This is a genomic window from Candidatus Nanopelagicales bacterium, assembly GCA_030700225.1.
Classification (GTDB): domain Bacteria; phylum Actinomycetota; class Actinomycetes; order S36-B12.
On the sequence record JAUYJT010000054.1, the window covers coordinates 1 to 13,805 of the forward strand.

Below are 13,805 nucleotides of genomic sequence, written 5' to 3' on the forward strand. Positions count from 1 at the left end.
GGCGCGTCAGCCCTCGCGGTCGTGATTAGCACCTTCACCGGCGCCACAAGACCCGGCCAAGGAACGCGAGCTGGCGCATCCAGGATCGCGTCGTCGACTCGGTTCAACACGAGCACCACATCCGCCGCAACGAGCACGGGACCCGCTCACGGGCGAGATCCTCGATCAGGCGTTCGCCTGGGAAGATACTGGTAGGGAAGCGTAATGACGCCATCCATGACCCTCTCCATAACTGAGATGTATATTTCAGTTATGCGTAGCGCTGGTCCCGCTCTGCTTCCGGTGTTCCGGTCGCAGCATCAGGCCGAGCTGTTGATGTGGCTCTTCCTTCACCCAGACGACGAGTACGGCGTGACCGAACTCGCCGCGCGCCTGGGCGTGCCCCTGTCGACCCTGCACCGCGAAGTTGTCCGCCTTGACGAGTCCGGCCTCATCGCCAGCCGGACAATGGGCCGCAACCGCCTGGTGCGAGCCAATGCCGCCCACCACGCAGCCAAGCCACTAACACAGTTGCTGGAGGTTACTTTCGGGCCGAAAGCCGTCATTGCCGAGGAGTTCGCCATCCCGGGCGTGAACAAGGTCATGATCTTCGGGTCATGGGCCGCTCGGTACGCCGGTGAGGCCGGGCAGCTGCCACACGACATCGATGTTCTGGTCGTGGGCAAGGTCGATCGGGCCGACCTCTACGAGGCAGCGGACCGCGCGCAGGCCCGCCTCGGCATCGAGGTCAACGCGTTGGTCCGTTCTGTTAGGCAGTGGGACGACCCGGCCGATGCGCTGGTCAACCAGATCAAGGCTTCAGCGCACATCGCGGTGCTGGACGAATCCGCGATGGTGGGTGCCTGATGGCCAGGTGGCAGCGAGGCCAGGCCGAGGTTGAAGCTCTCATCGCAACCGGAGACCTGCAGAAGCTCACCGGCGAGGCAGCCAATGGCGAGCGCCTTCTGCGGAAGGCATCGACGACCTTGGAGACGGCGAGGTCAGCGATCAACAGCGACCCGGACTCGGCGTTGGTGCTCGCCTACGACGCCGCCAGGCAAGCGCTGACCGACGGGATTTCCGACTCCGTCCTCGGCCCAGAAGCCGACGAACTGTCAGTAGCACCCGTTGTTTGGTAATATCGACCAACGCTAGGTGGTGTATGACAGTGGCACGCGTGATCACCCGCTCGGTCGCAGACGTCGTCGAGCAACTCGAACTCGACGGCGACACGGTCGTGACCATCAACCGGCTGGCGGGTGTCATGCGCCAACTTGGTCTCAGCGGAGACCCCCGGCGGCTCGCCTATGAGCTGCAGCGAGACGGCTGGCTGGGCAATCTCCGGACGCGACACGCCTGGGAGTTCCTTCCCGGTGCGCGGGGCGGCCGATACGGCTCAGGAGACCGGTTCATCGAGTTCCGTGCCCAGCAAGCCGTCAACGCAACGTGGCCAGGGGTGCTCGCGATGGAGTCCGCCGCCTCGGTGCTCGGCCTCGCCCAGCGCGTCCCCGAGCAGGAGGTCGTCGCGCTGGCTGAAGGCGAACCGTTCCCGAAAGCACTGACCGGACGGTGGCGGTATGTCCGCATACACATCTCCGAGGAGGGAATCGCGAGTATCAACGGCCTACGCACCTGGGACCGCGAGGGTCTCATCGTCGGGGTCGCCGTTCGCCCGTCGTCGTACAAGGATGTCGCCGGCCTCGGGCAGTGGATGTCCGCCTCCGTCTACGAAGCCGACATCGAGAAGATCATCCGACTACTGCAACCGATGACCGCAGCAGCCCGTCAACGAGCCGCCTACCTCCTGTGGGCGTCGGAGAACCTCGGTGGCGCCGAGCGGATCGTCGCCGCCTACCCACCGACCGCGACCGCATGGCTCGGGCCGCGCCAGCCCGGTGGTCGCTACGAGCCGTTGACCAAGGTGAGCGACACCCTCGTCCACAACTACTTGAGTGTCGGGAACGGCTCATGAGCCGACTCACCGAGGGCCATCTCGTCCGCCACTACCGGGGCGCGAGGGGTGGGCGAGACGCTGCATTGCTCGACATCGCTCAGGACCATGGCCTCCATCTGCTGCACGAAGCCGGGCTCTTCCAGCAAGGACTGGTGTTCAAGGGCGGCACCGCTCTGAGGAAGTTCCGGGCCGGCAACGCTGGCCGCTTCTCCACTGACCTGGACTTCGCCGCGCCCGGCGAGGAACTGGGGCTCGCAGTACTTCAGGCACTCGATGGCGTCGAGATCGACGGGTTCTCGTTCGCGATCGAGAACCTGGGTGACGACGGCCGACGTGGAGACCTCCGGGTTGACACTCCGTTCGGCAGTCCGCGGCTCGGCGCGAAGGTCGAGCTGGCCCGGCATAAGCTCAGTCTCGCCCCCGACGTGCTCGAACCGATTCACATGCCCATTCACGACCGCTACGGCTTCGCCATGCCGCCCATCCCCGTGGTGTGCGTGGAGGAGGCGGCCGCCGAGAAGCTCGCCCGCTACCGCAGAGTTCCGCTCGCTCGCGATCTCTACGACCTGCAGTGGTACGCCGGTGCCGGGGCGATGGACGAGCCGCTCGTACGCCGACTCTGGGTGCTCAAGGTCTACCGTGACATCGTCGTCGATGGGCGCGGCACCAAGCCCATCGACCCGGACGATGTGCTCGCTGCGAGGACCTCCAAAGACTTCCGTCCTGAAGACATCGGCTACCTCACCAAGCCAGTGCGCATCGACGAGTGGATCGCGACCGTGCGCACTCGCTACGCATTCATCGCAGATCTTGACGCCACCGAACGTCGATGGGTCGAGTGCAACGAGCGAGACCGCTACGAGGTCGAATCTGCGCTCGCCAGCGTCCGGGGTTCTTGAACGGCCCGTCAGCGGCGCAGCGCTGCTCGCGCCAGTGCGGCGGCAGCAGGGCTCACCCAGCCGCGGCCGCCAAGGCTGACTCTCTTGTCCGTGACGTTGATCAATGTGTCTAACACCGCGAGCCGGTAGAGCTCGTAGCCCTCTAGCGGACTTCCGTCCGGGTGACGCCAGCCCAGGTCTGAGAGCGCGGCTGCCACCAGTTTTCGGGGGAGGACGGTGCCGGGCGAGGAGCCGGCGTAGGCCAGCATGAGCAAAGTGGCGACGGACTCGAACTCGCCTCCCTTGTTGGGGACGAGGCGCGCCGCGAGATGCGACCACAACTTCTGCGGGTCACGCTCGGCCGCAGCCCCGGCGCGGGTCAACTGAAGGGTGCCCTTGTGTTTGCGCAGCAGCCCCATCGACTGCAGCGACCTGCGAAAGCCCAGAAGCGGCGCCGCGTTAGTCTCGCGGTTGATCTTGCCGATCCAATCACACATCGCGGGCACGATCTCGGCGGCGGCTTCGACGTCAGCGGGCTTGAGATAACCGGCGGACGTCAGCTCAATGCCGCCGCCCTTGGCGCGGCTGAGGAACCAGCGATGCGCGCCTAATGCAGCAATCATCTCCTCACGCTCGGGCTGGGTCGGCTCGGTGACCAGAAGGAGCATGCGCTGGACGAAATCCTCGCCTACGGTCGTGTGGCCCAGGAAGTTGACCAAGTCAACGAGCCGCAGGTCGACTCCGTGCTCGCGAAGTATGAAGTACGGCCCCCGCAAGGCCTGGTTCAGCTCGTCGAGGTCGAAGCGCGCGGGATCATCGACGACCATCGCGATGCTGTCCAGATCGGTGCCGCCACCGGAATCCTCCGGCGGTGCAGTACGCCGCCCTCCCACCGCGACCGCGGAGGGTGAGTCCGGTGACGCGGGAAGGACCTCCTCCAGCCGAAGCGTGAGCTCCCAGTTGTCTCCGTAATCGTAGAGGTAGGCCAGGACATCGCCCGGCTCTCGCAGCGTCTCATCAAGCCGAACGTCGGTGGCCGGTGTGCCGTCTTCCTCGGCGTCCTCACCTTCCTCGGCGTCATATGGGCAGAGGAACAGCTGACTGGTTCGGTCGAACGCGTGCCCGCCGAGGGAGAAGCGATGCAAGTGTGAGTCGGTCCAGTCGAAGGCAACCTGCAGCACCTGATGGACCGCGTCCAACTTCAGGTCCGAGCGGAGATCAAGTCGACGCCAGATCGGCGGATCGGCACGGTCGAGGTCGACCCGGATCCGGTAGGTGGATACCTCGTCGAGTGGTGGGCGGCGAAGCTCTGGCCGCATTCTTTGGAGAGCAGCCTTCCTGCCGATGCCGGTCAGGTCGCCAGCGAGCTGGCGCAGGTCAGACAACTCCATGCCCGAGATCGCCGCCTCGAACTTGCGGAGGAACTCGGCCTCGGCATCGTCGCTTCCTGTCACGGCACCAATCTATTCGAGCTGTCACCGGCGGCGGCCAGCCAGGCCCATCAAAGCGGGGGGCACCGCAAACTCCGAGATGTGTCCTCCACACGGAACCTGTCTCAAGGAAGGTTGACCCGGGGTGGTCACGCGTTTGCGGGCGTCAGCCCATGTCGGCTATCGGGCCAGCTGATGCAGAGGTGAGTAGCCGGGGGGTGCAACTCCCCCCGGCTACTCACCTTTGCACCAGGGGGGCCTCCGCATAGGCGATTGGCGGCGGGTCGGTGGATTCAGGCTAACCGTGGGCGCCCGCTGGCGGCCTGTCCGACGCCGTTCGTGACCTAGACTGGAGGACAGCGACGACGGGAGGCCACGTGGCTGACGACAACGGCCAATCCTCGTCGGTTCCGTCCGTCTTTGACCCCGTTGGGCAGGTGCAGGCCGCCGGGGAGCAGGTGGCGAAGCTTCGCGGCAGGCTGGCTCGGATCGCGGTAGGACGACCCAGTTACCCAGAGCTCGAGCCGCTGTTCCGGACGGTCAAGCAGTTTCACCCCAAGACGGACCTGCGCCTCATCGAGCGTGCCTACGAGACCGCGGGCGATCTCCACAAGGATCAACAACGCTTGTCGGGCGAGCCGTACATCACCCATCCGCTGGCCGTGGCGAACATCCTGGCCGAACTCGGTATGACGGCGCCGACCATAGCCGCCGCGCTTTTGCACGACACGGTCGAGGACACCGAGTACTCGATGCTGGATCTGTCCAACGACTTCGGTCTGGAGATCGCATCCCTGGTGGACGGGGTAACGAAGCTGGACAGAGTGTCGTACGGGCGGACGTCAGCGGCCGAGACCGTGCGGAAGATGGTCGTGGCGATGGCACGCGACATTCGCGTGCTGGTGATCAAGCTCGCTGACCGCCTGCACAACATGCGCACCGTGCGCTGGCTCCCGACGGAGAAGCAGCAGACCAATGCGCGGGAGACGCTGGAGATATACGCTCCCCTGGCACACCGCCTGGGCGTGAACAAGGTCAAGTGGGAACTGGAGGATCTGGCCTTCGCGACCCTGCAGCCCAAGGTCTTCGAAGAGATTGTCCACCTCGTCGACCAGCGTGAACCCGCGCGCGATGAGCAACTGAACAAGGTCATCGAGGAGCTGGACGCGTCACTGCGCGAGGCCAAGATCAAGGCCGAGGTGACAGGACGCCCGAAGCACTACTACTCCATCTATCAGAAGATGGTCGTGCGAGGCCGGGACTTCAATGACATCTACGACCTCGTCGGGGTCCGAATCCTCGTCGAGTCAGTTCGCGACTGCTACGCGGTACTTGGGGTCGTCCACGCCAAGTGGAGCCCGGTTCCAGGCAGGTTCAGGGACTACATCGCGATGCCAAAATACAACATGTACCAGTCGCTACACACCACAGTGATCGGGCCGTCCGGCAAAGCGGTTGAGTTGCAGATACGGACCAACACGATGCACCGGGCGGCGGAATTCGGAGTGGCAGCGCATTGGCGGTACAAGGACGGCACGGTCGGAGGCAAGACCGGCCCGGACGACTTGGGCTGGGTCCGCCAGATTCTTGAATGGCAGCGCGAGACAGCCGACCCCGATGAGTTCCTTGACTCGCTGCGCTTCGACCTGAAGAGCGGGGAGGTATTCGCGTTCACTCCTCAGGGAGACATCATCGCTTTGCCCAATGGTGCGACGCCCGTGGACTTCGCCTACGCGGTCCACACCGAGATCGGCCACGGGTGCATGGGAGCCCAGGTCAACGGCCGCCTCGTCGCACTGGACTCGGAGCTGTCCAACGGGGACGTAGTTGTGATCCTGACATCGAAGTCGGAGACCAGCGGACCTACCCAGGATTGGCTGAAGTTCGTCAAGAGCCCAAGGGCTCGCAGCAAGATTCGCGCGTGGTTCACCAAGGAGCGCAGAGATGAGGCCGTCGACAAGGGCAAGGCTCTGCTCGCCAGCGGCGTCCGGAAGAGGGGAATCCCGCTCCAGAAGCTACTCACGACAACACTGCTGACCCAGATCGCTGATGACGTGAGGCGGCCGGACGTGACGAGCCTTTACGCCGCCATCGGCGAAGGCCACATGTCCGCTGAATCCGTCGTGCAGCGTTTGATCGCCCAGACCGCTGGCCCTGAGGAGGCCCATGAGGACGAGCCGATCACGGAAGTGCGGCGGCGACGCACTTCCGGCGATCCGGGCGTCGTCGTCGACGGTGACGCGGACGTATGGTCCAGGCTGGCGCGCTGCTGCACTCCCGTTCCCGGCGACGAGATCTTCGGTTTCGTAACCCAGGGCCACGGCGTGTCAGTTCACCGGCGCGAATGCGCCAACGCGGCCAACCTCATCGCGCAAGACGACCGGATCGTCAATGTGGCGTGGGCTCCGACACAATCAAGCGTCTTCCTGGTCAACATCCAGGTAGAGGCTCTGGACCGTGAGGGGCTGCTCTCCGACGTGACTCGCGCCCTGAGCGACTACCACGTGAACATCCTCAAGGCGTCCGTGACGACGAACAAGGACCGACTTGCGATGAGCATGTTCTCCTTCGAGATGGCCGAGACGCATCACCTGGGCGCGTTGATCCGGGCGGTGCGCGGCGTGGACGGCGTGTTCGACGCCCACCGCGTCTGACAGCTCACGAACCCCCGGAGTACTCCGCGACGGCGGACTGCGCTGCCGCCAGAAGCGATCGGGTGTTGTCAAGCGACGCGCCCAAGTCAACGGCCTTGCGCTCGTCCCCGGCCGCGACCGCTTTGCCGAGCTGAACTTCCAGCCGTTCGATAGCCGACCGGAACTGGTCCGCGGTCGCCTGGGCACGGGCGAGAGCGGCCGGATCGGTTCGCCGCCACCTTTCGTTCTCGGCATCGCGGATCTTGGACTCGACGGCACGCAGGCGTCGCTCAACAGCTGACCTGTCTGATCTGGGCACCGGGCCGATCTCTTCCCACTTGTCCTGGACCGTCCGCAGGGCATCGCGGGCGCGCTTCTCGTCCTTGACCGGCACTAACGCCTCGGCTTGTTCGACTAGGGCGAGCTTGGCCGCGAGGTTCTCCACTTCGATGGCATTCTGCTTTGCGTTGACCGCGTTGCGCGCCTTGAAGAAAGTGTCCTGTGCGGCCCGGAAGCGCGTCCACAGGAGCTGGTCCTCATCGCGGTCGGCCCGTGGCGCGGCCTTCCACTCATCCATGAGACTGCGGAACGTGCGGCTGGTTTCGGCCCAGTCGGTTGATGACGCCAGCGCTTCGGCGCGGCTGACTATGCCGTCTTTGACCACTCCCGCCCGCTCGCGAACTTCAGCGAGTTCGGCCAGATGAACGCGCCGCCCCTTGTCGAACTCGGAGCGGGCCTTGCTGAAGCGCTTCCATGCTTCCTTCTCAGAGGCCTTGTCAATCCGGGGAAGGGCCTTCCATTCGTCCAGCAGCTCACGGAATCTGATGTGAGTTGACTTCCACTGGGTGGAACTGGCGAGACGCTCCGCTTCAGCGGCTATGTCCTGCCTCTTCTGGGCCGTCTCCTGGCGAGCTTGCTTGCGCTTCTCGGTGAGTTCGGTTCTGCGCTGCGCGGCAGCCGCTAGGAGGGAGTCGGTCTTGTCCGACAGTGCCTTGATGTCCCCCAGGAACGCGGGTTCCGCGATCACGTCCTTGAGTCGACCGCAAACCGCCTCAACCTGCTCTGGCGATGCCAGGCCACCCTTCAGACGGCGAGCGGCCAGGTCGACTTCGACTACCAGATCGCTGTACTTCCTGGAGAAGTGAGCGATGCCGACGGCGGGGTCTCCCGCGGCCCACTGACCGACACGGCGCTCTTCGCCGTCGGGCATACGGAGGAAGATCGTGCCATCCTCGCCGACCCTGCCCCACTGAGAGTGGTCGGTCACGGGCCGTTCCCAGATGAGATCGCCTGCCCGACAAGAAGTCCGCCCGCCACAAGGACGACAACGGACACCAACACCAGTCCGGCGACTATCTGGCGAACCCTGCGCTTGTGAGCTGACGCGACGCGCCGGGTCTGCTGGCGGGCGTACCTTTCACGAGCCAACTGCCGTTGTCTGCGCTTCGTGCTGGCCATGACACCCCTCGACTTCGCGGATGACACGAGTGTAGAGGTGAGCGGTTGCGGGTGTGGAGCGTGCGGCCGGATACCCTGCTGTGACGTATTCGAGGAGGGCCGCGCCGTGCTCGTGACCGGATTTCCAGCCGGGCCGTGGGGGGCGAACTGTTTCGTCCTGGCCAACGGCGAGGATTCCGAATGCATCCTGATCGACCCCGGGATGGACTGCGAGGCCGGTATCGGGGAGATCCTCGGCAAACACCACCTGCGCCCATCAGCCGTACTCCTGACTCACGGCCACCTCGACCACACGTGGTCAGTGGCTCCTGTGGCGGACGGTTACGGTATCCCGGCCTACATCCATCCAAGCGACCGGGAACAACTCACCAACCCGTTAGCCGGCATCTCACCCGAAACGCAGATGATGATGTCGAACCTGAGCCCCGACTCGCTTCCACACGTGGAGCCTGACGATGTTCGTGAACTTTCCGACGGGCTGGAGCTGGATCTGGCGGGGATCAAACTGACCGTCGACGAAGTTCCAGGACACACACCCGGCTCAGTGGTGTTCCGGTACTTCGGCGATGGCACGATCCCGCCGCTGATGTTCTCCGGCGACTTCCTGTTCGCCGGATCGATCGGCCGCACTGACCTGCCCGGTGGCGATCACCAGGCCATGTTGCGATCGCTGGCCAGCGTTGTGCTGTCGCAGAGGGACGAGATGGTTGTGCTTCCAGGTCACGGGCCACAGACGACCATTGGCCAGGAGCGCGCCACGAATCCGTTCCTGGCGGGTATGACCGCTGAACCCGCTGGGCCGACGCTGTGAGCGAGAAGTTCGCCGCCCCCAGGGGCGTGCCCGACTACTATCCGCCCGGATCCGCCGAATTCAGGTACGTGCGGGGATGCTTGGCACGGCCTGCCGAGCTGGCCGGGTACGAGTACATGGAAATGCCCGTGTTCGAGGACAAGGGACTGTTCACCCGCGGCGTGGGCGAATCCACGGACGTAGTCAGCAAGGAGATGTACACGTTCCAGGACCGTGGAGGGCGGTCGATGGCGTTACGGCCTGAGGGCACAGCCAGTGTCACGCGGGCAGTGATTGAGCACAGCTTGTTCCGCGGCCCCTTGCCCGTGAAGCTGTGGTACGCGGGCCCGTTCTTCCGCGCCGAGCGACCGCAGCAGGGTCGCTACCGCCAGCTCCAGCAGGTCGGAATCGAAGCGATAGGCCTGGACGACCCAGCGGTTGACGCCGAAGTGATTGCCCTGGCGGACCATGGGTTCCGCCTCTTGGGCTTGCGGCGCTACCGGCTGCTGATGACGTCCCTGGGCTGCGGGGAGTGCCGACCCGCCTACAGGGTGCGCCTCGCGGCCTTCCTGGAGGGGTTGGACCTGGACGACGAAACCCGGCAGCGGGCCAGAGTGAACCCGCTGCGAGTGCTCGACGACAAGCGCCAAGCGGTCAAGGCTCAGCTTGGCGGCGTGCCCGTGATGGTCGATCACCTTTGCGGTGAGTGCGCGGCGCACTACGACGAGGTCCGGGCGCTGCTTCGGCTCATGGGTGTCCAGTGGCAGGAAGCGCCAATGATGGCGCGTGGGCTGGACTACTACACGCGAACGACGTTTGAGTTTGAGCACGCGGACCTGGGTGCCCAGTCCGGGATTTGTGGCGGAGGACGCTACGACGGACTGATGGCCTCGCTCGGCGGTCCGGAGCTGTCCGGGGTCGGGTATGGGGTGGGAACCGATCGGACCTTGCTCGCTTGCCGCGAGGAGGGCGTTTCCCTGGGGGAGTCGGCGAGGGTCGACGTGTTCTGCGTCCCGATGGGCGAGCAGGCGCGCCGCGCACTCGTGGAACTGACGGCGAGACTGCGCGAGGGCGGGATCAGGACCGACTTCGCCTACGGCAGGCGCGGCCTGAAGGGGGCCATGAAGTCGGCGGTTCGCGGCGGAGCCCGGTTCGCGGTGATAATGGGCGACGCCGAGGTCGCGGGCCGCACCGCGCAAGTCAAGGAGCTGGCGACCGCGGAGCAGACGCAAGTCCCGCTGGCCGGGGTTGTTGAGTATCTGACCGACAGGTTAGCCGCACTGGTCGAACCGGCGGCCGTCATGGACAAGGAGCGGGCCCAGTGATGAGGACCCACGGATCAGGCACCCTGAGTCAGGCCCATCTGGGTCAGGAAGTCACTCTCGCGGGCTGGGTCGCGCGTCGGCGCGATCACGGCGGCTTGGCGTTCCTGGATCTAAGGGATGCGTCCGGAGTGGTTCAGGTCGTCGTGCATGACACTCGGATCGCGCACCGGCTGCGAAATGAGTTCTGCCTGCGCGTGCGGGGCCCGGTTTCGCTGCGCCCCGAAGGCAAGGAAAACCCGGATCTGCCCACCGGAACCATTGAGGTAGTTGCGACAACCGTCGACATACTCAGCGAGGCCGAGCCCTTGCCCTTCCCGATCGACGAGCATGTCGAGGTGGGGGAGGAGGCCAGACTCCGCTGGCGGTATCTGGACCTGCGTCGGCCGGGCCCGGCTGGCGCGTTGAAGCTGCGAAGTGAGGCCAATCGCATCGCCCGCGGCGTTCTGCACTCTCAGGGTTTCGTTGAGGTTGAGACTCCGACCCTGACTCGGTCGACGCCGGAGGGGGCCCGCGACTTCCTCGTTCCGGCCAGGCTCCAGGCCGGACATTGGTACGCGCTGCCGCAGTCGCCGCAACTGTTCAAGCAGCTGCTCATGGTCGCCGGCTTCGAGCGTTACTACCAGATAGCGCGTTGCTACCGCGATGAGGACTTCCGCGCGGACCGCCAGCCTGAGTTCACTCAGCTGGACATTGAGATGTCGTTCGTTGACTCCGAGGACGTGATCGCGGTCGGGGAGTCCGTCGCGAGGGCACTGTGGGCTCAGATCACTGGATTCGAGATCCCGCCGATCCCGCGCATGCCATACGCCGAGGCCATGTCACGCTTCGGCACCGACAAACCAGACTTGAGGTTCGGCCTGGAGCTGGTCGACATGACCGACTACTTCGCCGGCACTGGGTTCAGGGTCTTCCAAAACGAGTACGTCGGAGCCATCGTGATGCCTGGCGGCGCGAGTCAGCCCCGCCGACAGTTCGACGCCTGGCAGGAGTGGGCCAAGCAACACGGTGCCCGTGGTCTGGCTTACGTGACCGTCGCGGAGGACGGGTCCTTGGGCGGTCCTGTGGCCAAGAACCTCTCCGAATCCGAGCGAGCCGGACTCGCCGAGGCGACGGGGGCACTGCCCAATGATTGCGTGTTCTTCGCGGCCGGACGCGCCGCGGAGGCCAGGCAGCTGCTCGGTGCCGCGCGAGACGAGCTAGGTCGGCGACTCGGGCTCATCGATGCGGACGCGTGGGCGTTCGTGTGGGTCATTGACGCGCCGATGTTCGAGCAGGTCTCAGACGGGCAAGGGGGCATGGTCTGGACATCCGTGCATCATCCCTTCACATCGCCCGCCGATGAGTGGGTCGACAGGCTTGAGGAAGCCACCGGAGACGCGCTGGCTTTGGCGTATGACCTGGTGTGCAACGGCAACGAGATCGGGGGAGGCTCGATCCGTATCCATCGCAGGGACCTGCAGCAGCGAGTGTTCGCCCTGCTCGGCATCGATGAGCATGACGCTCACGAGAAGTTCGGCTTCCTGTTGGAGGCTTTCAAGTACGGAGCGCCGCCGCATGGAGGCATCGCCTTCGGGTGGGACCGGATCGTGATGCTGCTGGCCGGAGCCACGAACTTGCGTGACGTCATCGCGTTCCCGAAGACCGGAGCCGGAGCCGATCCCTTGACTGGTGCCCCGAGTCCGATCACAGCCGAGCAGCGCGCCGAGACCGGCATTGACGCTGTCCCCGACGACGCCCCCGACGCGGCGACCGCTAATCGCCCCGGGCGTGCGGTTCTACCCGATCGGAAACGCAACTGAGCCCCGACCTGTTCTCGAACGGATCCGCTGGACGCGGAGCGCCGCTCGCGGCCCGGGTCCGGCCGGATCATCTGGGGGACGTTGTCGGGCAACCGCACCTCACGTCGAGCTCATCGGCGCTCGCCCGGCTGATGACGGACTCCGGCCCAAGCGCGTCCGTCATCATGTGGGGCCCTCCGGGAACAGGGAAGACCACGATCGCCCGACTGATGGCGACGAGTATGTCCGCGGAGTTCGTGGAACTGTCAGCCGTGTCGGCGACCGTGAAGGACGTTCGCGGCGTGATCGAAGCCGCGCGAGGTTCGATGGACCTGTACGGCCGGAAAACCGTGCTGTTCATCGATGAGGTCCACAGGTTCAGCCGCACACAGCAGGACGCGCTCCTGCCAGCGGTGGAGAACGGTTGGGTGATTCTGGTTGGCGCGACTACCGAGAACCCGTCCTTCTCGGTGATCCCCGCGCTGTTGAGCCGCAGCTTGGTCCTTCCGCTGAATCCGCTGGGCCCCGATGATGTGCGCGTCGTGCTCGACCGGGCGCTGGCGCATCCCAGGGGTCTGCCGAGCACGTCGCTGGATGGCGGCGCGACCGATCTTGTGGTCAGACTGTCCGGTGGCGACGCCCGAAGAGCGCTGATGCTGCTTGAGGCGGCGTCCGCCGTAGCCGACAGCGGCGATCCGGCGGTGAGAGTGGAAGTCGCGCACGTCGAAGCCGCTGCCATACACACCGCTCCCAGGTACGACCGGGCTGGGGACCGCCACTACGACGTGACCAGTGCCCTGATCAAGAGCGTGCGAGGCAGCGACGTCGACGCCGCCCTGCACTACTTGGCCATCATGATCGAGGCCGGCGAGGACCCCCGGTTCATCGCCAGGCGGCTGATGATCCTGGCGAGCGAGGACGTCGGCATGGCTGACTCGGCGGCCATCACGCTGGCCACAACCGCCCACACAGCCGTGTCGACCGTCGGCCTGCCCGAGGCTCGTTTGACGCTCGCGCACGTGGTGATCTATCTGTCGCTAGCACCGAAGTCGAATTCGGTGCTGCGCGCGATCAACTCCGCGCAGGAGGACGTGCGCGCCGGTCGCACCGGACCAGTCCCAGAGCACTTGAGAGACGCCCACACGGCCAGCGCGCGGTCGATCGGCGCGGGGGAGGGATACGCCTACCCACATGATGAGGCCGCCGGTGTCGCCGCCCAGCGGTACGGCCCAGATGAGATGGGGTCGGCCCGCTACTACGTGCCCGGCGCCCACGGGGCTGAGGCGCGTATCGCCGAACAGGCCGAGCGGATCCGCCAGCTTCTCGGGCGCTGACCCGCACGACTAGGTGTAGTACTTACGCGGCCTCCATTGGCTGCGAGTGAGGCCTAGCTTGAATCCACCACCGCCTCTCGCCTCTGCGGAGGCCCCGGTGGTGCAAATCCTCTGATGATCAAGCTCGTCAGCGATCTTCCCTTCCTGGGTGATCGTCGACCTCCATGATCATCAGAGGAGTGTGTCCTGAAAGGCGAGTGGTTGCGATGTAGGAGGTCGTGATTGTGGACCGTGCTGTGTTGGTGA

At 65.4% G+C, this 13,805-nt stretch carries 12 protein-coding genes; 9 read left to right on the forward strand and 3 right to left on the reverse strand.

The features are described from left to right. Positions 1 to 252: 252 nt before the first annotated feature. From Q8P38_08125 to Q8P38_08140, 4 genes are read left to right on the forward strand one after another with little or no spacing between them, the layout of a single operon-like run. Positions 253 to 846, forward strand: a complete 594-nt coding sequence (locus tag Q8P38_08125; GenBank protein MDP4014562.1) for a winged helix-turn-helix domain-containing protein — start codon at positions 253 to 255, stop codon at positions 844 to 846. Then, a complete protein-coding gene (locus tag Q8P38_08130; GenBank protein MDP4014563.1) occupies positions 846 to 1,118 on the forward strand; it encodes a hypothetical protein in 273 nt (90 codons plus the stop codon). Before Q8P38_08125 ends, Q8P38_08130 begins: the two co-directional genes overlap by 1 nt. Before the next feature lie 23 nt (positions 1,119 to 1,141). Further along, positions 1,142 to 1,951, forward strand: a complete 810-nt coding sequence (locus Q8P38_08135) for a type IV toxin-antitoxin system AbiEi family antitoxin (protein MDP4014564.1) — start codon at positions 1,142 to 1,144, stop codon at positions 1,949 to 1,951. Next, on the forward strand, positions 1,948 to 2,832 hold the full coding sequence (locus Q8P38_08140) for a nucleotidyl transferase AbiEii/AbiGii toxin family protein (protein MDP4014565.1): 885 nt from the start codon (positions 1,948 to 1,950) through the stop codon (positions 2,830 to 2,832). The genes Q8P38_08135 and Q8P38_08140 overlap by 4 nt, the downstream gene beginning before the upstream one ends. Before the next feature lie 8 nt (positions 2,833 to 2,840). Here the strand turns inward: Q8P38_08140 and Q8P38_08145 are convergent, their stop codons facing one another. Beyond that, a complete protein-coding gene (locus Q8P38_08145; protein ID MDP4014566.1) occupies positions 2,841 to 4,265 on the reverse strand; it encodes a plasmid pRiA4b ORF-3 family protein in 1,425 nt (474 codons plus the stop codon). 353 nt (positions 4,266 to 4,618) lie between these two features. On the opposite strand from Q8P38_08145, the gene Q8P38_08150 reads away from it, so the two are divergent. Then, positions 4,619 to 6,895 (forward strand): bifunctional (p)ppGpp synthetase/guanosine-3',5'-bis(diphosphate) 3'-pyrophosphohydrolase, encoded by a 2,277-nt coding sequence (locus Q8P38_08150; GenBank protein ID MDP4014567.1) that lies wholly within the window; start codon positions 4,619 to 4,621, stop codon positions 6,893 to 6,895. Positions 6,896 to 6,899: 4 nt separating this feature from the next. Here the strand turns inward: Q8P38_08150 and Q8P38_08155 are convergent, their stop codons facing one another. Together Q8P38_08155 and Q8P38_08160 are read right to left on the reverse strand one after the other, a co-directional pair. Continuing rightward, complete coding sequence (locus Q8P38_08155) at positions 6,900 to 8,141, reverse strand: DUF349 domain-containing protein (protein ID MDP4014568.1); 1,242 nt, start codon at positions 8,139 to 8,141, stop codon at positions 6,900 to 6,902. Next, positions 8,138 to 8,332 carry a hypothetical protein gene (locus tag Q8P38_08160; protein MDP4014569.1) on the reverse strand — a complete coding sequence of 65 codons (195 nt, stop codon included), beginning with the start codon at positions 8,330 to 8,332 and terminating at the stop codon, positions 8,138 to 8,140. The genes Q8P38_08155 and Q8P38_08160 overlap by 4 nt, the downstream gene beginning before the upstream one ends. Positions 8,333 to 8,444: 112 nt before the next feature. Here Q8P38_08160 and Q8P38_08165 point away from each other — a divergent pair, with 112 nt between their 5' ends. From Q8P38_08165 to Q8P38_08180, 4 genes are read left to right on the forward strand one after another with little or no spacing between them, the layout of a single operon-like run. Then, complete coding sequence (locus Q8P38_08165) at positions 8,445 to 9,143, forward strand: MBL fold metallo-hydrolase (GenBank protein ID MDP4014570.1); 699 nt, start codon at positions 8,445 to 8,447, stop codon at positions 9,141 to 9,143. Beyond that, positions 9,140 to 10,447 carry a histidine--tRNA ligase gene (gene hisS, locus Q8P38_08170; protein MDP4014571.1) on the forward strand — a complete coding sequence of 436 codons (1,308 nt, stop codon included), beginning with the start codon at positions 9,140 to 9,142 and terminating at the stop codon, positions 10,445 to 10,447. Before Q8P38_08165 ends, hisS begins: the two co-directional genes overlap by 4 nt. Then, positions 10,447 to 12,246, forward strand: coding sequence for an aspartate--tRNA ligase (aspS, locus tag Q8P38_08175; GenBank protein ID MDP4014572.1), 1,800 nt, complete (start codon positions 10,447 to 10,449; stop codon positions 12,244 to 12,246). The genes hisS and aspS overlap by 1 nt, the downstream gene beginning before the upstream one ends. Before the next feature lie 8 nt (positions 12,247 to 12,254). Beyond that, complete coding sequence (locus Q8P38_08180; GenBank protein MDP4014573.1) at positions 12,255 to 13,559, forward strand: replication-associated recombination protein A; 1,305 nt, start codon at positions 12,255 to 12,257, stop codon at positions 13,557 to 13,559. Positions 13,560 to 13,805: the final 246 nt, after the last annotated feature.